This is a genomic window from Leucobacter celer subsp. astrifaciens (assembly GCF_001273835.1).
Lineage (GTDB): Bacteria > Actinomycetota > Actinomycetes > Actinomycetales > Microbacteriaceae > Leucobacter > Leucobacter celer.
The window spans coordinates 415,043-436,446 of the sequence record NZ_JHEI01000134.1 but is presented as its reverse complement, the minus strand read 5'-3'; the positions used below and the strand labels follow the sequence as shown (position 1 = coordinate 436,446).

General features: G+C 68.0%; 20 protein-coding genes. 5 read left to right on the top strand and 15 right to left on the bottom strand.

What is annotated here, in order from left to right; translation table 11 throughout:
• Nucleotides 1-11: 11 nt before the first annotated feature.
• The 3 genes from AMS65_RS06070 to AMS65_RS06060 form a co-directional block, all read right to left on the bottom strand.
• A complete protein-coding gene (locus tag AMS65_RS06070) occupies nucleotides 12-2,012 on the bottom strand; it encodes an alpha-ketoacid dehydrogenase subunit alpha/beta (RefSeq protein ID WP_206541967.1) in 2,001 nt (666 codons plus the stop codon).
• A gap of 128 nt (nucleotides 2,013-2,140) precedes the next feature.
• Entirely contained in the window at nucleotides 2,141-2,923 is a 783-nt protein-coding gene (locus AMS65_RS06065; RefSeq protein WP_075200864.1) for an SDR family NAD(P)-dependent oxidoreductase, read from the bottom strand.
• Complete coding sequence (locus AMS65_RS06060) at nucleotides 2,920-3,699, bottom strand: SDR family NAD(P)-dependent oxidoreductase (protein ID WP_053383233.1); 780 nt, start codon at nucleotides 3,697-3,699, stop codon at nucleotides 2,920-2,922. Before AMS65_RS06060 ends, AMS65_RS06065 begins: the two co-directional genes overlap by 4 nt.
• A gap of 368 nt (nucleotides 3,700-4,067) precedes the next feature.
• Between AMS65_RS06060 and AMS65_RS06055 the strand changes: the two genes are divergently transcribed.
• Complete coding sequence (locus AMS65_RS06055) at nucleotides 4,068-4,682, top strand: TetR/AcrR family transcriptional regulator (RefSeq protein ID WP_053383232.1); 615 nt, start codon at nucleotides 4,068-4,070, stop codon at nucleotides 4,680-4,682.
• On the opposite strand, the gene AMS65_RS06050 is transcribed toward AMS65_RS06055, so the two are convergent.
• The 11 genes from AMS65_RS06050 to AMS65_RS06000 all read right to left on the bottom strand — a co-directional run bounded on the left by AMS65_RS06050 (nucleotide 4,679) and on the right by AMS65_RS06000 (nucleotide 16,699).
• Complete coding sequence (locus tag AMS65_RS06050) at nucleotides 4,679-5,830, bottom strand: MFS transporter (RefSeq protein ID WP_277620057.1); 1,152 nt, start codon at nucleotides 5,828-5,830, stop codon at nucleotides 4,679-4,681. The genes AMS65_RS06055 and AMS65_RS06050 overlap by 4 nt on opposite strands.
• Nucleotides 5,831-5,900: 70 nt before the next feature.
• Nucleotides 5,901-6,860 (bottom strand): aldo/keto reductase, encoded by a 960-nt coding sequence (locus AMS65_RS06045; RefSeq protein WP_053383231.1) that lies wholly within the window; start codon nucleotides 6,858-6,860, stop codon nucleotides 5,901-5,903.
• 27 nt (nucleotides 6,861-6,887) lie between these two features.
• Nucleotides 6,888-8,417 carry a sugar ABC transporter ATP-binding protein gene (locus AMS65_RS06040; RefSeq protein ID WP_053383230.1) on the bottom strand — a complete coding sequence of 510 codons (1,530 nt, stop codon included), beginning with the start codon at nucleotides 8,415-8,417 and terminating at the stop codon, nucleotides 6,888-6,890.
• Nucleotides 8,418-8,441: 24 nt separating this feature from the next.
• Nucleotides 8,442-9,419, bottom strand: a complete 978-nt coding sequence (locus AMS65_RS06035; RefSeq protein ID WP_053383229.1) for an ABC transporter permease — start codon at nucleotides 9,417-9,419, stop codon at nucleotides 8,442-8,444.
• Nucleotides 9,420-9,548: 129 nt separating this feature from the next.
• Complete coding sequence (locus tag AMS65_RS06030) at nucleotides 9,549-10,778, bottom strand: sugar ABC transporter substrate-binding protein (protein ID WP_053383228.1); 1,230 nt, start codon at nucleotides 10,776-10,778, stop codon at nucleotides 9,549-9,551.
• 168 nt (nucleotides 10,779-10,946) lie between these two features.
• Nucleotides 10,947-11,831: a sugar phosphate isomerase/epimerase family protein gene (locus AMS65_RS06025; RefSeq protein ID WP_053383227.1), complete on the bottom strand. Its 885-nt coding sequence runs from the start codon at nucleotides 11,829-11,831 to the stop codon at nucleotides 10,947-10,949.
• A 15-nt stretch (nucleotides 11,832-11,846) separates the two neighbouring features.
• The gene (locus tag AMS65_RS06020; RefSeq protein ID WP_053383226.1) at nucleotides 11,847-12,272 is read right to left on the bottom strand and encodes a cupin domain-containing protein; all 426 of its coding nucleotides are present in this window, start codon (nucleotides 12,270-12,272) and stop codon (nucleotides 11,847-11,849) included.
• Between the two features lie 19 nt (nucleotides 12,273-12,291).
• Nucleotides 12,292-13,098: an SDR family NAD(P)-dependent oxidoreductase gene (locus AMS65_RS06015; protein WP_053383225.1), complete on the bottom strand. Its 807-nt coding sequence runs from the start codon at nucleotides 13,096-13,098 to the stop codon at nucleotides 12,292-12,294.
• Nucleotides 13,099-13,167: 69 nt separating this feature from the next.
• Nucleotides 13,168-13,956, bottom strand: a complete 789-nt coding sequence (locus AMS65_RS06010) for an SDR family NAD(P)-dependent oxidoreductase (RefSeq protein WP_053383224.1) — start codon at nucleotides 13,954-13,956, stop codon at nucleotides 13,168-13,170.
• A gap of 296 nt (nucleotides 13,957-14,252) precedes the next feature.
• The gene (locus tag AMS65_RS06005) at nucleotides 14,253-15,308 is read right to left on the bottom strand and encodes a zinc-dependent alcohol dehydrogenase (protein ID WP_053383223.1); all 1,056 of its coding nucleotides are present in this window, start codon (nucleotides 15,306-15,308) and stop codon (nucleotides 14,253-14,255) included.
• An 11-nt stretch (nucleotides 15,309-15,319) separates the two neighbouring features.
• Nucleotides 15,320-16,699 carry a M24 family metallopeptidase gene (locus AMS65_RS06000; RefSeq protein ID WP_053383222.1) on the bottom strand — a complete coding sequence of 460 codons (1,380 nt, stop codon included), beginning with the start codon at nucleotides 16,697-16,699 and terminating at the stop codon, nucleotides 15,320-15,322.
• 125 nt (nucleotides 16,700-16,824) lie between these two features.
• Here AMS65_RS06000 and AMS65_RS05995 point away from each other — a divergent pair, with 125 nt between their 5' ends.
• On the top strand, nucleotides 16,825-17,709 hold the full coding sequence (locus AMS65_RS05995) for an NAD(P)-dependent oxidoreductase (protein ID WP_053383221.1): 885 nt from the start codon (nucleotides 16,825-16,827) through the stop codon (nucleotides 17,707-17,709).
• A gap of 43 nt (nucleotides 17,710-17,752) precedes the next feature.
• Here AMS65_RS05995 and AMS65_RS05990 read toward each other — a convergent pair whose 3' ends face one another.
• The gene (locus AMS65_RS05990) at nucleotides 17,753-18,862 is read right to left on the bottom strand and encodes a ketopantoate reductase family protein (protein WP_075200861.1); all 1,110 of its coding nucleotides are present in this window, start codon (nucleotides 18,860-18,862) and stop codon (nucleotides 17,753-17,755) included.
• Nucleotides 18,863-18,939: 77 nt separating this feature from the next.
• Here AMS65_RS05990 and AMS65_RS05985 point away from each other — a divergent pair, with 77 nt between their 5' ends.
• The 3 genes from AMS65_RS05985 to AMS65_RS05975 are packed head-to-tail and all read left to right on the top strand — an operon-like array spanning nucleotide 18,940 to nucleotide 21,361.
• Nucleotides 18,940-20,031 (top strand): ketopantoate reductase family protein, encoded by a 1,092-nt coding sequence (locus AMS65_RS05985; RefSeq protein ID WP_053383220.1) that lies wholly within the window; start codon nucleotides 18,940-18,942, stop codon nucleotides 20,029-20,031.
• Nucleotides 20,028-20,354 (top strand): Dabb family protein, encoded by a 327-nt coding sequence (locus AMS65_RS05980; protein WP_053383219.1) that lies wholly within the window; start codon nucleotides 20,028-20,030, stop codon nucleotides 20,352-20,354. The genes AMS65_RS05985 and AMS65_RS05980 overlap by 4 nt, the downstream gene beginning before the upstream one ends.
• Nucleotides 20,351-21,361 (top strand): ketopantoate reductase family protein, encoded by a 1,011-nt coding sequence (locus AMS65_RS05975; RefSeq protein WP_053383218.1) that lies wholly within the window; start codon nucleotides 20,351-20,353, stop codon nucleotides 21,359-21,361. The genes AMS65_RS05980 and AMS65_RS05975 overlap by 4 nt, the downstream gene beginning before the upstream one ends.
• Nucleotides 21,362-21,404 lie beyond the last annotated feature (43 nt).

Genomic DNA, 21,404 nt, shown 5'->3' with positions numbered 1-21,404 from the left:
CGCGTCGGCCATCAGATACTCACCGTTCTCCGGATCGCCGCGGCGATGTCGTCGTGGCCGGGCAGCCACTCCTGCTCCAGGACCGGTGCGTACGGAGCCGGCTGGAACCGGGCGCCCACCCGTTCGATCGGGGCATCGAGGAACCAGAACCCGTCCTTCGCCACCGTCGCCGCGATCTCCGCGCCCACCCCGAAGTCGATGACCGCCTCGTGCACGATGACGAGCCGGCTGGTCCGCCGCACCGAATCGAGCACCGCGTCGCGATCCCAGGGCGACACCGTTCTCAGATCGACGACCTCGACGCTGATGCCCTCCTCGGCGAGCCGCTCGGCGACCTCGAGGCACTCGAGCACCACGCGCGAGTACGAGACGACGGTCACCTGAGTGCCCGGCCGCGCGATCCGGGCCACCCCGATCGGGACGAGCGCACCGGGCGCGGGCGCGGGCGAGCGACGACCGTAGAGCATGCGGTTCTCGATGAAGACCACCGGGTTCGGGTCCTGCATGGCACTGCGCAGCAGGCCGTATGCGTCGGCCGAGGTCGACGGCATGACCACGGTGAGTCCGGGGATGTGCGCGAGCAGCGCCTCGAGGCTCTGCGAATGCTGGCTGCCGGCTGAGCGCCCGGCACCGAACTGGGTCCGGATCGTGAGCCCCATCTGCGCACGGCCGGCGGTCATGAAGTGCAGCTTCGCCGCCTGGTTCAGGATCTGATCGAATGCGACGCCGATGAAGTCGAGGTACATGATCTCCACGAGCGGATTCAGACCGGCCATCGCACCGCCGATCCCGACCCCCAGGATCGCCGACTCCGAGATCGGCGTATCGAGCACCCGATCCGGGAAGGACTCCGCCAGCCCGCGCGAGACGGCGAAGACGCCGCCGCCCGCCGCCACATCGATGCCCGCGAAGACGGCGCTGGGGTCCGCGCTGAGCTCGTCGCGGATCGCGAGCCGGATGGCAGCCAGGTACTTCATCGGTTCGCCCGTCGGCTCGACCTCCTCGGAGACCTGCGTGCGGCGCGGCACGATGACATAGTCTCCGACGGTCTCGGGTGCGGGATCCGCCAGCGCGTGAGCCCGCTCCGCGGCCTCGGCAACGGCCCGCTGCTCGCCGACTTCGATCTCCTCGATCGCACTCGGCTCGACACCGAGTTCCGTCAGCTGCCGCCTGGTGATCTCCAGGCAGTCCACGTCGAGGCCCGCACGGAGGTGTCCGGGTTCGCGGTACTTCTGCTGGTCGCCCTCGTAGTGCCCGTGCCAGCGCACCGTCTGCGCCTCCACGATGACCGGCCCGCCGACACGAGCGTGGCCGGTCGCGATCTCCATGGTTGCGATCACGGCCGCGACATCGCCTCCGTCGACGCCGAGATAGGGGACGCGATACCCAGCGGCGCGCTGCTCGAGCGTGGCGGGGTGCCCGTCCTCCGCGGCGGTGAACTCCGCGTAGCCGTTGTTCTCGCAGAAGAAGACGACCGGGAGCGACCACAGCGACGCGAGGTTCACGGCTTCGTGGAACAGGCCCTGGGAGACGGCGCCGTCCCCGAAGAACGACACGACGACCCGGCCGTCGCCGAGCTGCTGCGCGGCGAGGCCCGCACCCGCCGCGATCGGCAGACCGGCGGCGACGATCCCGTTCGCGCCCAGGATGCCGAGCTCGGGATCCGCGATGTGCATCGACCCGCCCCGTCCGCCGACGGTGCCCTCGGCGCGACCGTAGAGCTCGGCGAACATCCCGAGGGGATCGAGGCCCTTGGCGAGGCAATGCCCGTGTCCCCGGTGGTTCGACGTGATCATGTCGTCCCGGTCGAGCCGGAGGCACGCCCCGACCGCGGTCGCCTCCTGCCCGAGAGAGACGTGCACGAACCCGGGAATCCTGCCTGCGGCGTACTCCCGGGAGACGATCGTCTCGAACGCGCGGATCCGCACCATGCCGCGAAAGGCTTCGAGCAGTTCCTCGGAGCTGGTCTCCGCGGCTGCCACGGCCAGCGAGGCCATCTCGTTCTTCGCCATCTTGCGGATCCTCTCTGATCCCTTCTCAGCCAACCGGCCACCCGGTCGGTTTTCTTCACCGCGCGATGCCTCGCCGATGTCTCGCCCCGAGGGGAGATCCGGGGGCGTCCCGCCCCCGGACTCCGCCGTCAGTGGAACAGCACGCCCCCGTTGACGTCGATCGACGCACCCGTGATGTAGCTCGCCTTCTCCGAGGTCAGGAACTCGACCGCGTCTGCGATCGATCCGGGGGGCCCGGCGATTCCCAGCGGGATCTTGGACCACTCGATGTCCTTCATCTCCTCGAAGGTGATCCCGCGCTCCCGAGCCTCGGCGGCGAGCGCGTCACGGTGCATCTGCGTGTCGATGTTGCCCGGGCAGACGGTGTTCACCCGGATCCCGTCCTCCGCCAACTCGTCGGCCAGGCTCTGGGTCAGGCTGATGACACCGGCCTTCGACGCGCAGTAGGCGGCGAAGTAGCCGTGCCCGGAGTGCCCGTACCACGAGGCGATCGTCGCGATGCTCGATCCCCCTCCGGTCGGCATCAGCGGCACCAGGTACTTGGCCATCAGGAACACGCCGCGGACGTTCACGTTGTTCACGCGATCCCACTCGTCGATGTCGATCTCGGTGACCTTGTTGGCCCGCTGCAGCACACCGGCGAGGAGCGCGAGCACGTCGACGCGACCCGCCCACTCCCGCACGCGCTCCGCGACCTGCCGCACCGACTCCGGGCGCGAGACATCGGCGGGCAGGAGGAGCAGGTCGGCCTCGGGCCACTCGGACCGCAGTGCCTCGGCAGCGCGGTCGAGCCCCTCCTGGGCGAGATCCACGAGCACCAGGCGGTCGCCCAGCGCCGCATAGCGGGCCGCGACCTCGCGCCCCATACCCCCGCCGGCCCCGGTAACCAGCACCACTCTCGAGCCGCTCATACGAGGATCATCCCGCCCTCGATCGGAACGATCTGACCGGTGATGTAGTCGGAGTCGGGAGCCGCGAGGAAGATCGCGGTCGGAACGATATCCGCGGGCTGCGCCGGGCGCCCGAGCAGGATGTCCCCGGCCATCGAGTCGAAGCCGGCGTCCCCCTCGCCGATGCGCTCGAGGTCCTGATCCAGCTTCTCCCAGAGCGGCGTCGCCACGACGCCCGGAGCGAACCCGTTCACGGTGATGCCGTGCTCCGCGAGTGCGCGCGCGCCCGCCTGCGTCAGCGAGATGACGGCCGCCTTGGCCGCCGAGTAGGGCGCGAAGCTCGGGAATCCGGTGCGGCCGGCGATCGACGCGGTATTGACGATCTTGCCGCCGCCGCCCTGGGCGATGAACTGCTTGGCCGCCTCCTGCGCCCCGATCAGGGTTCCGAGCGCGTTCACCTCGAGGATCTTCGAGAAGTTCGCCTCGGTCACGTCGAGGTACTTCATGGGGACGTTCATCCCCGCGTTGTTGAAGTAGGCGTCGAGCCGTCCGAAGCGTTCGACCGCTGCGGCGATGCCCGCGCGGACCTGCTCCCGGTCGGTGATGTCGACCTGCACCGCGAGCGCCGACCCGCCGGAGTCGCTGATCGACTCGGCAACGGCATTCGCCGCCTCCGCGTTGAGGTCGGCGATCACCACGTGAGCCCCCTCGTCGGCGAAGCCGCGCGCGATCGCCTCACCGATGCCGGATGCGCCGCCGGTGATGATCACGGTTCTGCCTGAAAGTCTTGACGTCATTGTCCGCATGCTCCTTCGTGGGCCACAAGTTTCCCGATCGATGAAGATCAAGCGCCCGCCACGTCGCAGCACACCCTCGACCGCACCGACATCGGCAGTCACTGAGGCTAAACGCCTCGTTCAACACTCTACACATAATTCAGCCCTTGTCCAGCACTTTTCTTCGCAGTATGGTTCTCTCATCAGGCCTTCTAAGGAGCCCAGCACCACAGAACGAGACACTCAAGCGTCAAGCCCATAGTTCATTAGAACTTTACGTTTATGAGAATCTCCGTGATGATCAGGGAAAAACAATGGACACAACCGGCCAGCCGGTCGGGAGCACGGGAAGGCCCTCTAGAATCGAGTCACCCCGAGTTAGGACCGTGATGCACCGGCGCGACAGCGATCTCACCCCCGGCGGCCAGCAGCGCCGCGCGGCCATCATCGATGCGGCAGCGCAGTTGTTCACCGAGCACGGCTACCACAACACCTCGACGGCCCAGATCGCGGACCGGGTCGGTTGCGCGAAGGCCACGGTTTACCATTACTTCCGGAAGAAGCCGGAGATCCTCTTCGAGATCCACGACCAGTGGATCGAGGAGCTGCTCGCGCGCGCGGCCGAGTCTCCTGCCGACCTCCCCCTCCCCGAGTTCCTGCGCCAGGTGTTCCGCGACATCCTCCGGCTGATGGAGACGAAGTCCGACCACGTGCGCGTCTTCTTCGAGTACTACCACGAGCTCCCGGACGACCTCCGAACGGTGGCCACCTCGAAGCGCGACACCTACGAGCGGCTCGTCGAATCGCGCATCCGCAGCGGCATCGACGCCGGCGTGCTCCGCCCCCAGCACCCGCGCATCGCGGCCTTCGCGCTGTTCGGCATGTGCAACTGGACGTATCAGTGGTACCGGCCCGGACACGAGCTGACCGACGCTGAGGTCGCCGACGAACTCTTCGAGATCTACTACGCGGGAGTACGGTCGGCGCCGGTCGCGGAGCGCTAGCCCTCCTGCGGCACCCGCGCGCCCTGCATGCGGAGCAGCTGCAGAAGCGTCGCCGCGCCGATGCACACGGCGGCGATCGCACCGACCGCCGCCGGACCGGCCGTCGCGAGCCCGGCCCCGCCGACGACAGCCCCGAGGAAGCTGCCCAGATTGATGGTGCCGGGAGCGAGCGAGGCGGCGAGGCGAGAGCCCTCTCGCGCGGTGCGCACGTAGAGCACTTGAGCCCCCGGGGTCAGCAGGCCGAGGGAGAGACCGACCGCGCACACGCCTGCGCTCACCGTGAGGCCCGAGCCCGACGGGATCACCACGGCGATCGACCCGACGATCCCGACCACGCCGCTCAGCAGCAGCGTCCCGTTCGCGGAGCGGTCGGCCGTCCAGCCACCGCCGAAGTTCCCCAGGTTCATGCCGGCGCCGAAGAGAAGCATGAGGAGCGAGATCGGTACCGGGCCGCCCGGACCCTGCGACAGGTCGGAGATCGGGGCGACGAAGGTCGTCACGGCGAAGCACCCGCTCGCCAGGACGGTGACGACGGCGATGAGACTCCAGAGTCGCCGCGACCCGATCCCGCCGCCATCCGCCGCCCGGGCCGGCACCGCCGCCGCGGGGAACGCCTGGCACCGGAGCGCCACGACCGGCACCGCGAAGAGCGCGGCGCACACCCCCAGCACCGCACGCCAGCTGCCATCAGAGCCGAGCGCGGTCAGCACGGGCACCCCGAGGAGGTTCGCGACCGACAGCCCGCCGACGACGATCGCGGCGCCCCGCCCCTGGTGGGAGCTGCCGAGCAGGCGTCCGACGAGCGCGGAGGCGATCCCGACGTACGAGGCGTGCGTCAGCGCGGAGAGGAAGCGGAGGACCACGGCGACAGCGAGGTTCGGGCTCGCCGCAGTCAGCGCAGTGCCGATCAGCATGACCGCCGCGCAGAGCAGGAGGATCCGATGCTCCGACAGCCGGCGCAGGATGAGCGGGGTCACGACCATCCCGACGACCACTCCCAGGGCGTAGCCCGAGACCAACCCGCCGGTGAGCGCCAGCGCCGCATCCGGTGACGCCGCCGTCAGCCCCGGTTCGAGGTCGACAGCGATCTGCGGCAGCAACCCCATCACCACGAACTCGCTCACCCCGATCCCGAAGGCGCCGCACACGAGCGCGGAGATCAGGAGAGTCTGACGCCGACGGTTCCAGACCGGGCGGCTCCCTCCCCCGGTCAGGACCTCACGCCGTTTCTCCGTCGCGCCAGTCCCACACGTTGTTCTCCGGGAGGCCGACGTCCCACTGCTGCGCATCGACTGGGAGCCGGGATTCCAGCAGCTCGGCGAGGAGCTCCTCGTCGATCGGAGTCGTGAGCGCCGACACGGCTGCGGTCAGGTGGTCGATGCTGGTCGAGCCGATCACGGTCGTGTCGCTCTGCACCCGCTGCAACGCGTACTGATTCGCGACGAACGCGATGTCCGCACCGTGCCGCTCGGCGGTTCGGGCCATCGATTGCGCCGCGTGCAGGGAGATGTCGGAGGCGATGTTGTGCTGCTCCATCCGCAGCACTCCAGGGGTCAGGATCCCGAGCGACACCGCCGCCGCGTTGATCAGACCGGTACCCCGTTCCCGCGCGATGGGCGCCAGCTCGTCCGACAACGAGTTGTCGAGCAGGGTGCCGTGCGAGTAGTTCAGCACGACGTCGACGTCGGTCTCGAGCAGCACCCGACGAGTCGTGGGGAGCGAGTAGCCGGTCATCCCGATGAATCGGCATTTTCCCTCCTCGCGCAGCTGCAGGAGTTCCGCGTAGGCGTCGTGCAGCACCGGTCCGAGCGGTACGAAATCGATGTCGTGCAGCTGGAAGATGTCGACGTAGTCTCGGCCCAGCCGGGCCAGGCTCGCTTCGAGGCCGGCCCGGATACCGGCGGGCGAGAAATCGAAGGTGTCCCACCCCAGGCGGCCGCCCTTGGTCGCGATGAGCACGTCGTCGGGCAGGTCCCCTATGATCCGGCCGAGACGATCCTCCGCGTCGCCGTAGTACGACGACGTGTCCACGAGGTTCATGCCGAGGTCGACCGCGGCGAAGACCGCGTCGCGCGCGCGCTCGAACGGCACCGGCCCGAACAGTTGCCCGAGCGGGGCGGTGCCGAACGAGATCGCGGAGACCTCGAGGCCGGTGTCACCCAGGGGACGGTATTCCATGTCGACTCCTTCGTCGGTTCGCGGTGGTCACACCATGTCGGCGACGAGGTCCACCTCGGTGGGCGGGACGTCGGATGCGACATCGTGCTCGGAGCGGATCTTCCCGTCCTTCATGACGAGGATCCGATCGCTCATGGTGATGAGCTCGGGCAGGTCATCGCTGATCAGGATCACGGAGATGCCTCGGGCGGTGATGTCGTCCAGGATCGAGTAGATCTCGCCCTTCGCGCCCACATCCACGCCGTTGGTGGGATTGTCGAGCACCAGGATCTTCGACTCGAGGGTGAGCCAGCGCGCGAGGATGACCTTCTGCTGGTTACCGCCGCTCAGGTTGCGGATCAGGGTGTTCGGACCGGGAGTCTTGATGCTCAGCTGCTCGATCGCGGTCACCGTCTCGCGCCGCTCGCGCGCGCCGTCGATGACCGGCGAGGCGGCGATGGCGGCCCCCACATAGGGCAGCGACAGGTTCTGGGCGACGGTCATGCCGAGCACGAGTCCCTCCCGGTGACGCTCGGTCGGGACGTAGCCGACCGACTCCCGGATCCCGAACCGGGGACCCGTGCGGGCCGGAGCGCTTCCGCGCACGGTGATCGTGCCGCTGCAGCCGGCCCCGAGCTCGAAGATGGCCCGTCCGAGATGGGATTTGCCCGATCCGACGACCCCGGCGATACCCACGATCTCCCCGGGGGCGACCCGCAAGGAGACGTCGCTGAAGGTCGAGCTCGAAAACCCATCGAGCACGAGCACCGGCTCGACCGAGGCGCGGACCTCGTCCGTGATCGTCCGCTGCCGACTGTGCATGGCGATACTCCGGCCGACCATCATCGAGTGGATCTCGCTCTCGCTCAGCTCGCGGGGCCGGTCGTTCTCCGCGACCTTCTCACCGTCCTTGAGGACGACGAGCCGGTCGCAGAGCGCCACGATCTCCTCGAGCCGGTGCGACACGAACACCTGAGCCGCCTGATCCTTGATGCGGTTCACGAAGTCGAAGAAGAAGTCGATCTGGCCGCGTGTCAGCGCGCTCGTCGGCTCGTCGAGCAAGATCACCGGGTGCGCGATCCCCAGGAGCCGGGCCTGCGCCAGGCAGCGCACGATCTCCACGACCTGGCGTTCCGCGAAGCTCAGCCGGCTGAGCTGGGCGCTCGGCTCGAGCGTGACGCCGAGGTCGTCGAAGATCTCCTGGGTGCTCCGTTCCATCGCCCGCTTGTTGAGCACGCCGAACCGAGTGAACTCCGTCTCCTGCGCCAGGTAGATGTTCTCCGCCACCGTGACGTTCGGCACGAGCGCCTGGTGCTGGTACACGCGGAATACGCCCCTGCGTGTCGCCTGGTGGTAAGTGGTGAACTTCACCGCCTCGCCGTTGAGCTCGAGGGTTCCCTCATCGGCCGCGAGCGTGCCGCTGAGCATCGAAAGCAGCGTCGACTTCCCGGCTCCGTTCTCGCCCACCAGCCCGAGGACCTCTCCGACCCGCACATCGAGGTCGACGGCCTTGTTCGCGTGCACCGGGCCGAAGCGCTTGTCCAGCCCGCGCGCGACCAGAATGGGTGTCTCGTTCATGACTGCCTCTCCAACCCCTGGGAGCTACTTGATCACGGTGAGCTTGGCGCGATCGAGCGTGAGCGCGACCGCCGCGACGACGACGAGACCCTGGATGATCGCCTGCATGTAGGGCTGCACGCCCATGGAGTTCAGCCCGACGCTGAGGATCGTGATGACCAGCACGCCGAGGACGGTGCGCTGGACTCCGCCGACGCCGCCCGTGATGGCGGTGCCGCCCATGACGACGGCTGCGATGGCGTCGAGGGTCAGGCGGTCGCCCATGCCCGGAGTGGCCGCACCGATGCGCGACGTCAGCAGAATGCCGGCCACCGCGGCGCACAGCCCGGCGATGGTGAGGGCCCACAGCTTCACGCGGCGGTTCGGGATGCCCGCGAGCGAGCTCACGGCTTCAGCGCCGCCGATGGCGAACGCATAGCGCCCGAAGCGGGTCTTCATGCCGACGAAGGAGAAGATCAGCCAGACCACGAGCGCCCAGATCACCAGCGTCGGGATTCCGAGCAGGAGCTGCGACTGCGAGATCCAGCGCAGACCGCCGTCGGACACCTGCACCGGGCGGCCGTTGACCAGCCAGGTGCCGATGCCGCCGACGACCATGGACATCCCCAGGGTCACGAGGAAGCTGGGCACCTTCCCGTAGGCGAAGATGAGGCCGTTGATGAGTCCCACGACGAGTCCGACGGCAAGCGCCGCGATCACCGCGACGAACGCGTTGCTCTCCTTCGTCACCGACGCCGCCACCAGCCCCGCGAGCGAGACCGTCGCGCCGACCGACAGGTCGATGCTGCCCTGGATGATCACCAGGGTCATGCCGACCGCGACGACCAACAGCACGGACGACTCGCGGAGGATCGTCACGAACGTGCTGGCCTGCAGGAAGGTGGGACTCAGGATCGAGAACAGCACGAGCAGGAATGCAATGGCGACGATCGGAAGGCCGACCGACTTGATCGTCTCTTTCCGCTCCGCACGCCCGATGGAGATGGCTTGGGTGAGTGTCATGGGAGTTCGGCTCCTTCAGCTGGGTAGTCGTGAGATCGGGAGTGACTGCGGCGATCGGCCGCACGGAGACGTGCGGCCGATCACCACAGCGGGAGGGGTGCGTGCGTCTAGGCCGCAGTCCGCTCGGAGCTAGTCACGACGGAGCAGCTTCCAGTGCTCGTCCCACTCAGCGTTGGTCGCGTCGAGGTCGGGCAGGGCCGCGGAGTACTCCTCGGGCAGCTCGTATCCGGACGGCTGCGGCTCCCAGGACCACATCTCCTCCATGTTGAGCGCCTCGACCTTGTTCTGCGGATCCCAGTCGTCCGGGTGCGCCACGCGGCTCATCTGCACCCAGTCGTACGGGTCGTTGTCGCCGACGTAGGTGTCGATGTACTCCTGCACGTTGTCGGCCGTGACGAAGATGCCGCCCGACCAGAGCTGACGGTTCAGCGGCGCGGGGGTCTCCCCGCTGGCGCAGGCGTCCATGGCCTGGACGAAGGAGAAGCCGGCGGACCACTGGGGCAGCGACGAGTAGGCGCCGAATATCTCACCGGACTGGATCAGCTCCATGGTGCCCTCGTTACCGTCCATGCCGGTGATCGGGACGCCCTCGACGCCGGCTTCGGTCAGCGCGTTCAGCGCGCCGATCGCCACGTCGTCGTTCTGCCCGAAGACGCCGTCGATGTCCTTGCCGCTCCGGGAGATGATGCCCGCCATCGCGTTGCGCGAGTCGTCGCGGTTCCACTCGCCCGGCTGACGATCGACGAGGGTGATGTCCGGGTACTCCTTCAGCGCGTCGTCGACGGCGAGGGTGCGCTGCGTGTCCGGGGTGGAACCGGGGTGCCCGGTGAGGTGCACGAAGTTCCCCTTGCCCCCCATCTCGTCGAAGAGCGCCGTGACGGTGTCATAGGCGGCCTGGTACGAGTGGTTGGTCCCGTAGGTGACGTACTTGTCTCCGAAGTCGAAGGGCGACTCCCACGGCACCGATTCCCAGGTGTTCGCGAAGCAGACGTCGTTCTCGTTGGCGATGCGCGCCATCTCGCCGACGCTCGAGGGATCCGGCGCCGTCACGAAGATGATCTTCACTCCGGCATCGACCTGCTGCTGGAACTGCGAGATCTGAGTGGCGGGATCGCCCTCGTTCGTCATCGCAACATACTCGCCGTTGAAGGCTTCAACCGCACGACGCGCTCCCTGGTCCCAGCTGGAGTAGTAGTCGTTGTTCAGGCTGGTGAACAGCGAGGCGACGGTCTGACCCTTGAGGTCGACGGACTCCGGCAGATCGGAAGCCGCTCCGCCGCCGTCTCCCGACGAACCAGTTCCGCTGCAGGCGCTCAACACCAGCATTCCCGCGGCCATGACGCCGACGGTTGCCGTCAAGCGTGAATATTTGTTACGCATGAATCCACTTCCTTGTGTAGGTAACGAGGCCTGTTCACTATCGCGCAAGCCTGTTCAGTAATAATACACACTCGGCTAAAATGGTGAGTGCTATTTCGTAACAGCTCGGTAAACTTTCCGAAATGTGTGCTGTTCGTTAACGAGCGTCTAGTTCTTGGTGACACGGGCAAGCCCGGCACGGATGCTCTCCTCCGCGGCTCGGGCCGATCGCTCGAGCCCGACAGACACGGGGAGGTTCCGGAGCTCCTCTGAGATGATCTCCACGCCCCAGGGGCCCGTGAACCCCGTCGCGGCGATCCAGCGGACGAACTCCGCGGTGTCCGCGTCCCCCTGCCCGGGGAGCCGTCGGTTGTCCACCGTGTCCGCCCACAGCGAGCCCACGGGCTGCGCGGCGCAGTCGTTGATCTCCACGACCGCGACGAGTTCGCTCGGGACGATCTCCGGGATGCGCTCGTACGGGGTGCCCGCGCGGAAGACGTGCCACGTGTCGATCGTGAGCCCCGCGGCAGCGTGCCCGACATCCTCGAGGAGCCGGACCCCCTCGTCCAGGGTCGCCACGTTCGACGAGAACGGCATGGGCTCGAGGGCGAGCACCACCCCGGCGTCCGCAGCCCGGCGGCTGAGTTCGCGCAGTTCGCGCACGAACACATCACGCGGGGGCGCGGACTCGTCCAGGCAGGCCATGACCTTGATGCGCTGCGCCCCGAGCTCCGCGGCGGCCTCGAAGAGGTCGTCGCGGAGGCGATCCGCACGCTCGCGCCGCTCACCGTCGGTCCACCAGTCCGCAATGATCTCCACCTCGCGGAAACGGAGCCCGGCCTGGTCGATGGCCTCCCGCAACGCCGGCAGGCCCATCTCCCGTTTCGCATACTGCAGATCCGCGTTGACGAGGCCGATGCCGCTCCACCCGGCGCGGACGAGATCTCCGATGCGTTCCACGATGGGGACGGGACTCACCTCGTCACCCCGCTGCGGCGCGGCGTCACCCGCGCTCGTCCAGGAGGTGGCGAGGAGGTCGATCCGGTCGGGCATCAGCACTCCGACCCCTCAGTCCCAGTAGTGGGTCGAGACGAAGTGCGGCTCCCGGCCATCGGTCGGGTGCGCCGTGTACCCGACCTTGTCCTCGGGCATGTAGCTCACGGCGAAGGCGATGGCCCGGATGTCCGACCCCTGATCGGCGCTGATCGAGTGCACCAGATTCGGTCGGATGCGCACGAGCTCTCCCGCGCCGAGCAGATCGCTCTCATCGCCGACGGTCATCGTTCCCTGCCCGTCCAGGATGTAGTAGAACTCGTCGGAGTCATGGGAGTGCGGCTCCAGCGCGCCCCCCGCGGCCAGGGTGAACTCGTCGATGAATTCGAGGTACCCGCCCTGCGTCTCATTGCGCAGCTCCTCCATTTTGTAGAAGAACAGGCTCTGGATGGTACCGCCGTGCTCGGAGATGAGCTCGGTATCGCGTCGTCGAATATCCATGTTGCGTCTCCCTCGATCCTTAGAACAGTGCGCGAATGCTGCCGCCGTCGACGCCGAGCGTCGCGCCGGTCGTGAAGCCGGAGACCTCCGAGGCCAGGAATGCCACTGCAGCACCGACCTCCTCCGGGGTGCCCATGCGGGCCATCGGAATGCCGCGATCCTCGATCAGCGCGTCGAGCGCGGCGGTGCCCTCCTTGCCGTACGCCCCCTCCACGGTCTTCTGCCAGCCGTACTTCTCATCCGACCAGAACGGCGTGTAGATCGGGCCGGGCGCGACGCAGTTCACGCGGATCGTGGGTGCGTAGAGCCGCGCCAGCGACTTGGCCACCGACGCGACTGCGGCCTTCGAAGCGGCATAGTCCGTGATGGAGTCTTCGGGCTGCCGCGACAGGTCGGAGGTGACGGAGACGACCGCGCCGCCGCCGGCATCCTGCATCGCCGGCAGGAAGGCCTTGCAGATACGCACCATCGCGAACAGGTTGAGCTCGAGCGTCCGGTGGAAGTCCTCATCGCTCGTTTCGATGAGGGTCCGGAGGCTGCCCGAACCGACATTGTTCACGATGACGTCGGGAGCGGACCCGAAGATCCCCGCACCCTCGGCGACCACACGCTCGACACCCTCCTGGGTGGAGAGGTCCGCGACGATGTAGGCGGACTCCGCACCCCGCTCCGCGAGCGCGGCGTGCTGCCGTTCGAGTCCGGCGGCGTTGATGTCGACCGATACCGGGACGGCGCCCTCCTCGGCGAAGGTGCGCACGATCGCGTCGCCGATGCCCGAGGCACCGCCCGTGACCAGGACGCGCTTTCCGTTGAGCTTGAGGTCCATCGTTCTGTTCTCCTTTGACACACGTGGTTGCAGCTGAGGTGGGCCCGCGGCGCGGTACCCGGGATCGCTCTACGTCATGACGACGCCGCCGTTGACGTCGAGCGTTGCACCGGTGATGTAGGAGGCCTGGTCGCTCGCGAGGAAGAAGATCGCGTCCGAGATCACGTGCGGCTCTCCCGCGTACTTCATCGGGATCGTCGACCAGTGCGTATCCCGCATCTCCTCGAAGCTGATCCCCCGCTCCTCCGCCTCATCGCGCAGGTGCTTCTGATGCATTTCAGTGTTGGTGTTGCCGGGCGCGACCCCGTTGACGCGGATGCGGTCCTCGGCGAGTTCGTTCGCGAGCACCTGGATGAGGCTGATGACGCCCGCCTTGGACGTGCAGTACGCGGCGTACAGACCGTGCGCTTCGCGGCCCCAGTACGAGGCGACCATCACGATCGAGCCGGTACCGTCCGTCGGGATGATCGGCAGGAAGAACTTCGCGAGGATGAACGGCCCCTTGAGGTTCACCGCGTGCACGCGCTCGAACTCCTCGACGGCGAGCCGCGTGACCGGCACCCCCTCCGACTGCAGTACGCCCGCGACGATCGCCAGGGTGTTGAGTCGACCGCTCCAGGCCTTCACCGCTTCGACGGCGGCCTGCACGGAGGCGACCGAGGACTGGTCCAGCTCCAGCGGCAGCAGATCAGCGCCGGGGAACTCCGCGCGGAGCTCGTCTGCAAACGCGTCGACGGCCTCCTGGCGGATATCGGCCAGCGCGACTCGGCTGCCCTCCCGCACGAAGCGGCGCACGGTCTCGCGTCCGATGCCACCGGTCGCTCCGGTGATCAGAACCGAAGGTGCTGTCTTGGTCATGTTGCTCCTTTGCATCAGCGACTCCAACAGTGAACACTAGCGTTCACTGTGATTTAACTCTTTCAATCTATTCGGCCCGTGTCAAGTGTCCTTCCGGGCCCCTCAGGCGCCTGTGCCCCCGCCACCTGATCCCTCGATATCGCCAGGGGAATCCGGCGTTCTCGCCCGCCGCCGGGCCGACCTTCCACCAGCCAGAGCGCCCAGTCCACGGCCTGCCCGCGGTGTGCACTGTCACTTGCTCCGCTGCCGCCGTACCTCCCGCCCCCGCAGGGCACGGGAGCATGCGGGCGCACGGCTCATCGTCGAGGATCGAACAGCACCTTGCCCTCGATCCGTCCCGACGCGAGCCGATCGAGCTGCGCGGGAAGCTCTTCCAGCGCCCGCACCGAATCGAGCATCTCGCGGGCGAGACCGGTCGATCCGAGAATGGTGAGGGCGTCCGGCATATCGTCCGTGCAGACGTGCGCGAGAGTGGTCCGGATCGTGATCTCCCGGAAGACCAGCTGATGGATGTCCACCTCCTGCAGCCCGGTGGGGAGCCCGACCTGCAGCACCGTGCCGCCGTCACGGGTGAGGCCGATCGCCCGGTTCAGCTGCCCGCGTGCGCCGCTCGCCTCGACCACGACGTCCAGCGTGCCGCGCAGCGCCTCCATCTCGGCTTCGAACGCGTCCCCGTCGACGGCGATGATGCGCGACGCCCCGAGGCGGAGCGCACGGTCCAGCCGACTGCCCGAGAAGTCGACGACCGTCACGTCCACGTCCGCGAGGTGGGTGAGCCCGGCGAGCACGAACGTGCCGATGGCGCCGGCTCCGATCAGGACCACCCGGTCGCCCGCCCGGGCCCCGGCCCGGCGGGCTGCGTGGAGCCCCACCGCGAGGGGCTGCGCAAGGCCGGCGGTGTCGTCATCGATCTGGTCCGGGATGCGCACCAGGGTGTCGGCGGGAACGGCGACGTACTCCGCCATACCCCCCTCGACGTTGAGGCCGTGCGTCCGGTACCGCTCGCACAGATTCGTCCGCCCCTCCCGGCACCGCGGGCAATCGCCGCACGACACACCGGCGCCGGACGCCACTCGGGCCCCGATCTCGAACCGGGCATCCCGGCTCTCGACGACTTCTCCGATGAATTCGTGGCCCAGGATCAGGGGTCCGTGGTGGCCGCTGTGCGGGTGGGTGCGCTCGACCGGGAAGATCGTCGGACCGGACTTCCACTCGGAGGCGTCCGTCCCGCACACCCCGCTTCGGGTGACTCGGATCAGCACCTCACCGTCCCGCGGCGAGGGAACGGCGACCGATTCCATCCGGACGTCGCCGGCGCCGTGGTAGACCGCGGCCTTCATCTGTGATGCCATGATGCAGAAGCCTATTCCTCGCCCCGACCCCAGGTCGTGTTCAGGTGCGACTGCGAGTCGCGCATCGTCGGAAGATCGAAGCCCACCGCGTGATACTTCGGGCCCGCTACGAGCAGCTCTTCCGCCGGGAACTTCGTGATGACCTCACAGCCGTCGGCAGTCACGACGACTTCCTCCTCGATGCGAGCCGCGCCGATCCCGTCGGCCGACGGCCAGTAGGTCTCCAGCGCGAAGACCATCCCCTCCTTCAGCTCCTCCGGGTGATCGAAGGACACGAGGCGCGAGAAGATCGGCTTCTCCCAGATCGAGAGCCCGACGCCGTGACCGTACTGCAACGCGAAGGCCGCCTCCTCGTTCGGGAATCCGAACTCCTCGGCCTTGGGCCAGACCGCCACGATGTCTGCGGTCGTGGCCCCCGGCCGCACGAGCGCGATGGCACGATCCATGTACTCGCGCGCCCGCTTGTACGCGTCGGCCTGGGCGCGGCTCGCGGAGCCCACGGCGAAGGTCCGGTAGTAGCAGGTGCGGTACCCCTGGTGGCTGTGCAGAATGTCGAAGAACGCGGGATCGCCCGGCCGGATCAGACGGTCGGAGAACACGTGCGGATGGGGCGAGCAGCGCTCTCCGGAGATCGCGTTGACGCCCTCGACGTACTCCGAACCGAGGTCGTAGAGCACCTTCGACACGAGCCCGACGGTCTCGTTCTCACGCACTCCGGGCTTCAGGAACCGGTAGAGCTCGTCATACGCGGCGTCGACCATCGAGGCGGCCTGGGTGAGGAGCTGAATCTCCTCCTTCATCTTCACCGCACGCGCGTTGAGGAACACCTGCTGGCCGTCCACGACCGAGACCCCCGCTCTCTGCAGGGCGAACAGGATGGGCAGCTCGACGATGTCGATCCCCAGCGGCTCCCCCAGCAGACCGAACTTCTCCAGCTCGCGTCGCACCTTCCGGGCGACCTCGTCGGCGATGCCCGCGTCGGGGTGGAAGGCACCGCGCAGCGTCGAGATCCCGGCGCGCGCGCCGGACTCGGCACGCGGCTTCACCGCGCCGTGGTGCGGCTGGTGCGGGTCGGCGTCCATCTCCGCCGCCGTCGTGTGCAGCCAGGGGTTGAACAGGTCGTGGTGCTTCGCCGCCGAGCCGAAGTCCCACACGATCGGATCGCTGTGGCGCGTCACGAGGGCGAATCGGATCGCCTTGTCCATCGCCCAGGTGCCGATGTGCGTTGCGGACATGTACCGGATGTTCGAGAAGTCGAAGGCGAGCAGCGCCCCCAGATCGGAACGCTCGAGTTCCGCCCGCAGTTTTGCGAGCCGGCCCTCGCGAAGCACGTCACGGTCGATGCGCTTCTCCCAGTCGACGTCATTCGTACCGAAAGTAGGAATTGCCATGACCCACCGAATCCTTCGCTCATGTTCACCGTGACGGCATTCTCCGAGTGCGCCTCTGCACTCTCTGTACAGGTAGACTAAACTTATTGGGAACACATCTGCAAGTCTCGAGAGCGAGGAACCCCATGACCACACGCGTCGGATTCATTGGCCTGGGCACGATGGGATCAGCGATGGCGCTGCGTCTCGCCAACGCGGGGTTCGACCTGCACGTCTGGAATAGAAGTCCTGGTAAGGCTGAGGAACTGATCGCCGCGGGTGCCCGCGAATGCGGGTCGGTCGCCGAGGTCTTCGCGAACTCGGACATCGTGTGCTCCATGCTCGCGAACGACGTCGCGGCCGACGCCGCGTTCAGCGCCGCGGCACTCGCCGACGCTTCAGGCAGACTGCACGTCAACCTGTCGACGGTGAGCCTGGAGATGAGCCGCGAGCTCGAGCGTCGCCACGAGACCGCCGGTGTCGGGTACATCGCAGCACCGGTGCTCGGGCGTCCGAACGTCGCAGCCTCCGGGCAGTTGAACATCGTCGCGGCTGGATCATCCGCGCTGATCGATCGCGCCGCGCCGGTACTCGACCATCTCGGCAAGCAGATCTGGCGCGTCGGCGAGGATCCCGCACAGGCCAACCTCGTCAAGATCGGCGTGAACTACAACCTCATCCACGCCCTGCAGGCGCTCGGCGAATCGCTGTCGCTCGTGGAGCACGGCGGAGTCGACTCCCAGACCTTCGTCGACATCCTCACAGACGCCGCGTTCACCGGCTCGGCCTACGTGGGCTACGGGGGCCTCATCGCCCAGCGCGACTACCGCCCGGCGGCTTTCTCCGTCGAGCTCGGGCTCAAGGACCTGACACTCGCCGAGCAGGCCGCCGCCGAGCTCGGGGCCGAGCTTCCCACTTCACCCGCGATCCGCGCCATGTTCACCGAGGCGCTCGCCGATCGGACTCTCGCCGACGGCGACTGGTCGATCATCGCAGAGGTGATCCGCCGGGGCCCCGCACCCGCAGCCTGACCGCGGGCCCCGGGGCCGCGGGGCCCGCGGGACCCCCGAGGTCTCATAGCAGCGTGCGTCTGTGCTGCGCCGGGCGCTCGGCGGTGCGGGCCGGCACGAGGACCGGCTCGCGGAGCGCCTCTCTCATGAGCGCGACGTTCGCGGGACTGGCCACGAGCGCTCCGCTCTCGACCTTGAGCCCGAGTTCCCACACCCGCTCGTTCACCGGCGCGGCGATCCCGTGCTGCGCCGCGAGGCGGACGACCTCGCCGTGCAGTTCGGAGACCTCGCTGCGCCGGTGCTTCATCCAGTCCTGCAGGACCGTCGCGCGCGAGTCGGGCTGAATGTAGTTGGCGACGAGGTTGTCCAGAATCTCCGCGACGAAGGTGTCCGGTGACGCCGCGGCGTCGCCCTCCATGCCGAAGATCGGCCGGATCCGATAGCCGTGGGCCTGCGCAACGGCGACGGCCTCGTTCCCCGCCGCGAGCATGACCTCTCGCATACCCGGGTGACGAGCGCAGTCCGAGATGGACAGGTCGAGAACCGCGGATGTCACGAGTTCGGCCACGTTGAGGATGAGCTTCATCCACTTCGCCGACTGGATGTCGTCGCTCTCCTCCACCACGCCGATGTGGCGCAGCAGCTCGGCCACGACGGGTACGTGGCGCTCCGCCGACGCATCGAGCGCCCCCACCGCGAACCAGCAGCGATCGTAGGCGGAGTGCCGTTCCGAGAGCCCCGGCGTGTACATCGCGGAGGTCACCTCGATCACGGCGGCGAGCGTCCGGTCCACGCCGACGATCTCCGCGATCACGTCACCCGTCATGCCGTTCTGCACGCCGACCACCACCGAGTCCTCGTGCAGCAGCGGGGTGATGAGCTCCGCGGCCCAGCGCGTGTCGTACGCCTTCACGAGGAGGAACACGATGTCGAACGGCTCCCGCAGTTCGGCGACCTCGCAGAGGTGATGGACCGGCACCCGGGTCGTGCGGATCGTTCCTTCGAGCTGCACACGGATCCCGTGCTCCCGGATCGCCTCGACATGGGCGGGCCACTGGTCGATGAAGGTGACGTCCACGCCCGCTTCGGCGAGGTCCGCACCGATGATCGACCCGTTGGCCCCCGTGCCCAAGACCGCGACGCGCAGGCCGTCGGGATGCCGGTTCTCACTCATAACGCTCCTCTTTGAACAGTGTTGGTGTATGGTTTTGTTAATCATAGCTGCACAAGTTACTTGGGGGTAGGCGCGGTATGGTCCAGCAGAAGATCGCGGTGCTCGGCGCCGGAGCCAACGGAGCGTCCATCGGCGCCGACCTCGTGCGGGCCGGGCTCGACATCACCTTCATCGACCAGTGGCCCGCCCATGTCGAGGCGATGCGCGCCCACGGCCTCACCGTCGAGATGCCGGATCGGACGGAGGTGACCGAGGTCACCGCTCTCCACCTGTGTCAGGTCGCCGAACTGCGCGAACCGTTCGACATCGTCTTCCTCTCGACGAAGACGTACGACACCCGCTGGTCAGTGCAGCTCATCGAGCCGCTCCTGCACCAGCGCTCCGTCGTCGTGGGCCTGCAGAACGGGATGACGATCGACGCCGTTGCCGATATCGTCGGACCGGATCGCAGCATCGGCGCCGTGCTCGGGATCGCCGCGAACGTATTCGAGCCCGGCCATGTCGTGCGCCAGGTTCCGCCGGAGGGCACCTGGTTCACCGTCGGCACCCTCGACGGATCGCGCACACCGGAACTCGAGGCCGTGGCCGCCGCGCTGAGCCACGCGGGAACGACGGAGATCTCGGACGACATCCGCTCCTCGAAGTGGATGAAGCTCATCGCCAACATCCCGGAGATGCTGCCCTCCGCGATCCTCGGGGTGCCGCTCCTCACCGCCGTGCAGGAGCGGGACATGCGCGCGGTCATGGATGCCGCCTCGCGGGAGGCCTACCAGCTCGCGATCGAGGCCGGCGTGACGATGCTGCCCATCTTCGGCAAGACCGAGGCCGACGTCCCGGACTCCGATCAGTACGCCCTCGACCTGCTCGACGCCGTCCTGGAGTCGTTCTCCCTCCCCGACACCCGGGTCGCCGTGCTGCAGGACTGGCAGAAGGGCCGACGCGCGGAGCTCGACGGCTTCAACGGCTACATCGTCGAGCTGCGGAAACGACTGGGCGGCGAAGCACCCGTCAACGAGGCGATCCTGCACATCGGCGAGCGGATCGAACGCGGTGAGCTCGTGCCGAGCCTCGCCAACGCCGAGCTCATGCGGGCGATCATCCGGGAGCCGATGCTGGTCCCCGCGCGCACGGCGACCCGCCCCGCCCTCAAGAGAATGGACCGCCCGTGATCCGCCACATCGTCACCTTCACGTTCAAAGCCTCCGACGCCGAGGGGCGGGCCGCCGCAGGGGCGCAGCTCCGGGCCGCGCTCGAGCCGCTCGGCGCGAGCATTCCGGGTGTCCGGTCCCTCGAGGTCGGGATCGACGACGGGAGCGTTGCCGGGCACTGGGACGCCGCGCTGCTCTCCGTCCACGACTCTGCCGAGGCCCTCGCCGCGTACCAGGTCCATCCCGACCACGTCGCCGCACTCGCCGTCGTCGCGGCACTCGTGGAGTCGAAGTCTGTCGTCGACTACCCCGTGGCCGACCCGGCGGGCGAGCCGGCACCGTGACCGGTCCGCGGATCGCCGTCTTCGGCGCCGGTGCGAACGGCGGGGCGATTGCAGCCTCGCTCGCCGAGGCCGGGGCCGACGTGGTCGCGATCGATCCCTGGCCCGCCCACGTCGAGGCCGTGCGTGACCGCGGCCTCACGGTCGTCACCTCCGAGACCGAGCGCACGAGTCGGGTGCCGGCGCTTCACCTGTGCCAGCTGGCGGAGAACCGGCGGATGTTCGACGTCATCGTGCTCGGGGTAAAGGCGTACGACACCCGCTGGGCGTGCCGGTTGCTCTCGCCCTATCTCGCCGAGGACGGCACCGTCATCGCCGTGCAGAACGGGGTCACCCTCGACACCGTGGCCGAGATCTTCGGCGCGGACCGCAGCGTCGGCGCCGTGATCGAGGTCGCGGCGAACCTGTTCACCCCCGCTCGTATCGTGCAGGAGGCGCCCATGTGGCTCGCACTCGGGGGTGAGACCGGTGCGGCGCAGGATCGCGCCCACCGGGCCGCCGCGCTCCTCGCTCCGGCGGCCACCACCGTCGTCGTGGAGGACATCCGATCGGCCAAGTGGATGAAGCTCGTGGCGAATGCCTGCGAGCTCGTGCCGTCCGCGATCCTCGACCTCCCGCTCGCCGAGGCGATCGCCGAACCCGGCATGCACGCGTTCATGCTGGAGTGCGGCCAGGAGGCGCTCGACGCAGCGCTCACCCAGGGGCAGCGCATCGTACCCATCTTCGGTTCGGACGGCGACGGCACCGAGTTGACGCGCGAGCGGTACGTGGGGCATCTCCTCGACATCGTGCTGAACGACTACACGTTCCCCAGTACCTTGACGACCGTGCTGCAGGACTGGCGCAAGGGCCGGCGTGCGGAGATCGACGAGCTCAACGGCCTCGTCGTCGTCGCGGCCGGTGGTCCGGAGCACGCGCCGCTGAATCATCGTGTTCACCGGCTCGCGCGCGAAATCGAATCGGGCTCACGGCCCGCCGAGCGTATGAATGCTCAGTTACTCCTCGGGTAACGCCCGAGGAACACCCGCCCACTGTAAGCTTTAACTAAACACC

What these genes read in the sequence shown, in the direction of transcription:
- AMS65_RS06070 (WP_206541967.1), bottom strand. Translation starts at nt 2,012, where the DNA reads ATGGCGAAGAACGAGATGGCCTCGCTGGCCGTGGCAGCCGCGGAGACC.
- AMS65_RS06065 (WP_075200864.1), bottom strand. Translation starts at nt 2,923, where the DNA reads ATGAGCGGCTCGAGAGTGGTGCTGGTTACCGGGGCCGGCGGGGGTATG.
- AMS65_RS06060 (WP_053383233.1), bottom strand. Translation starts at nt 3,699, where the DNA reads ATGACGTCAAGACTTTCAGGCAGAACCGTGATCATCACCGGCGGCGCA.
- AMS65_RS06055 (WP_053383232.1), top strand. Translation starts at nt 4,068, where the DNA reads ATGCACCGGCGCGACAGCGATCTCACCCCCGGCGGCCAGCAGCGCCGC.
- AMS65_RS06045 (WP_053383231.1), bottom strand. Translation starts at nt 6,860, where the DNA reads ATGGAATACCGTCCCCTGGGTGACACCGGCCTCGAGGTCTCCGCGATC.
- AMS65_RS06040 (WP_053383230.1), bottom strand. Translation starts at nt 8,417, where the DNA reads ATGAACGAGACACCCATTCTGGTCGCGCGCGGGCTGGACAAGCGCTTC.
- AMS65_RS06035 (WP_053383229.1), bottom strand. Translation starts at nt 9,419, where the DNA reads ATGACACTCACCCAAGCCATCTCCATCGGGCGTGCGGAGCGGAAAGAG.
- AMS65_RS06025 (WP_053383227.1), bottom strand. Translation starts at nt 11,831, where the DNA reads ATGCCCGACCGGATCGACCTCCTCGCCACCTCCTGGACGAGCGCGGGT.
- AMS65_RS06020 (WP_053383226.1), bottom strand. Translation starts at nt 12,272, where the DNA reads ATGGATATTCGACGACGCGATACCGAGCTCATCTCCGAGCACGGCGGT.
- AMS65_RS06015 (WP_053383225.1), bottom strand. Translation starts at nt 13,098, where the DNA reads ATGGACCTCAAGCTCAACGGAAAGCGCGTCCTGGTCACGGGCGGTGCC.
- AMS65_RS06010 (WP_053383224.1), bottom strand. Translation starts at nt 13,956, where the DNA reads ATGACCAAGACAGCACCTTCGGTTCTGATCACCGGAGCGACCGGTGGC.
- AMS65_RS06005 (WP_053383223.1), bottom strand. Translation starts at nt 15,308, where the DNA reads ATGGCATCACAGATGAAGGCCGCGGTCTACCACGGCGCCGGCGACGTC.
- AMS65_RS06000 (WP_053383222.1), bottom strand. Translation starts at nt 16,699, where the DNA reads ATGGCAATTCCTACTTTCGGTACGAATGACGTCGACTGGGAGAAGCGC.
- AMS65_RS05995 (WP_053383221.1), top strand. Translation starts at nt 16,825, where the DNA reads ATGACCACACGCGTCGGATTCATTGGCCTGGGCACGATGGGATCAGCG.
- AMS65_RS05990 (WP_075200861.1), bottom strand. Translation starts at nt 18,862, where the DNA reads ATGAGTGAGAACCGGCATCCCGACGGCCTGCGCGTCGCGGTCTTGGGC.
- AMS65_RS05985 (WP_053383220.1), top strand. Translation starts at nt 18,940, where the DNA reads ATGGTCCAGCAGAAGATCGCGGTGCTCGGCGCCGGAGCCAACGGAGCG.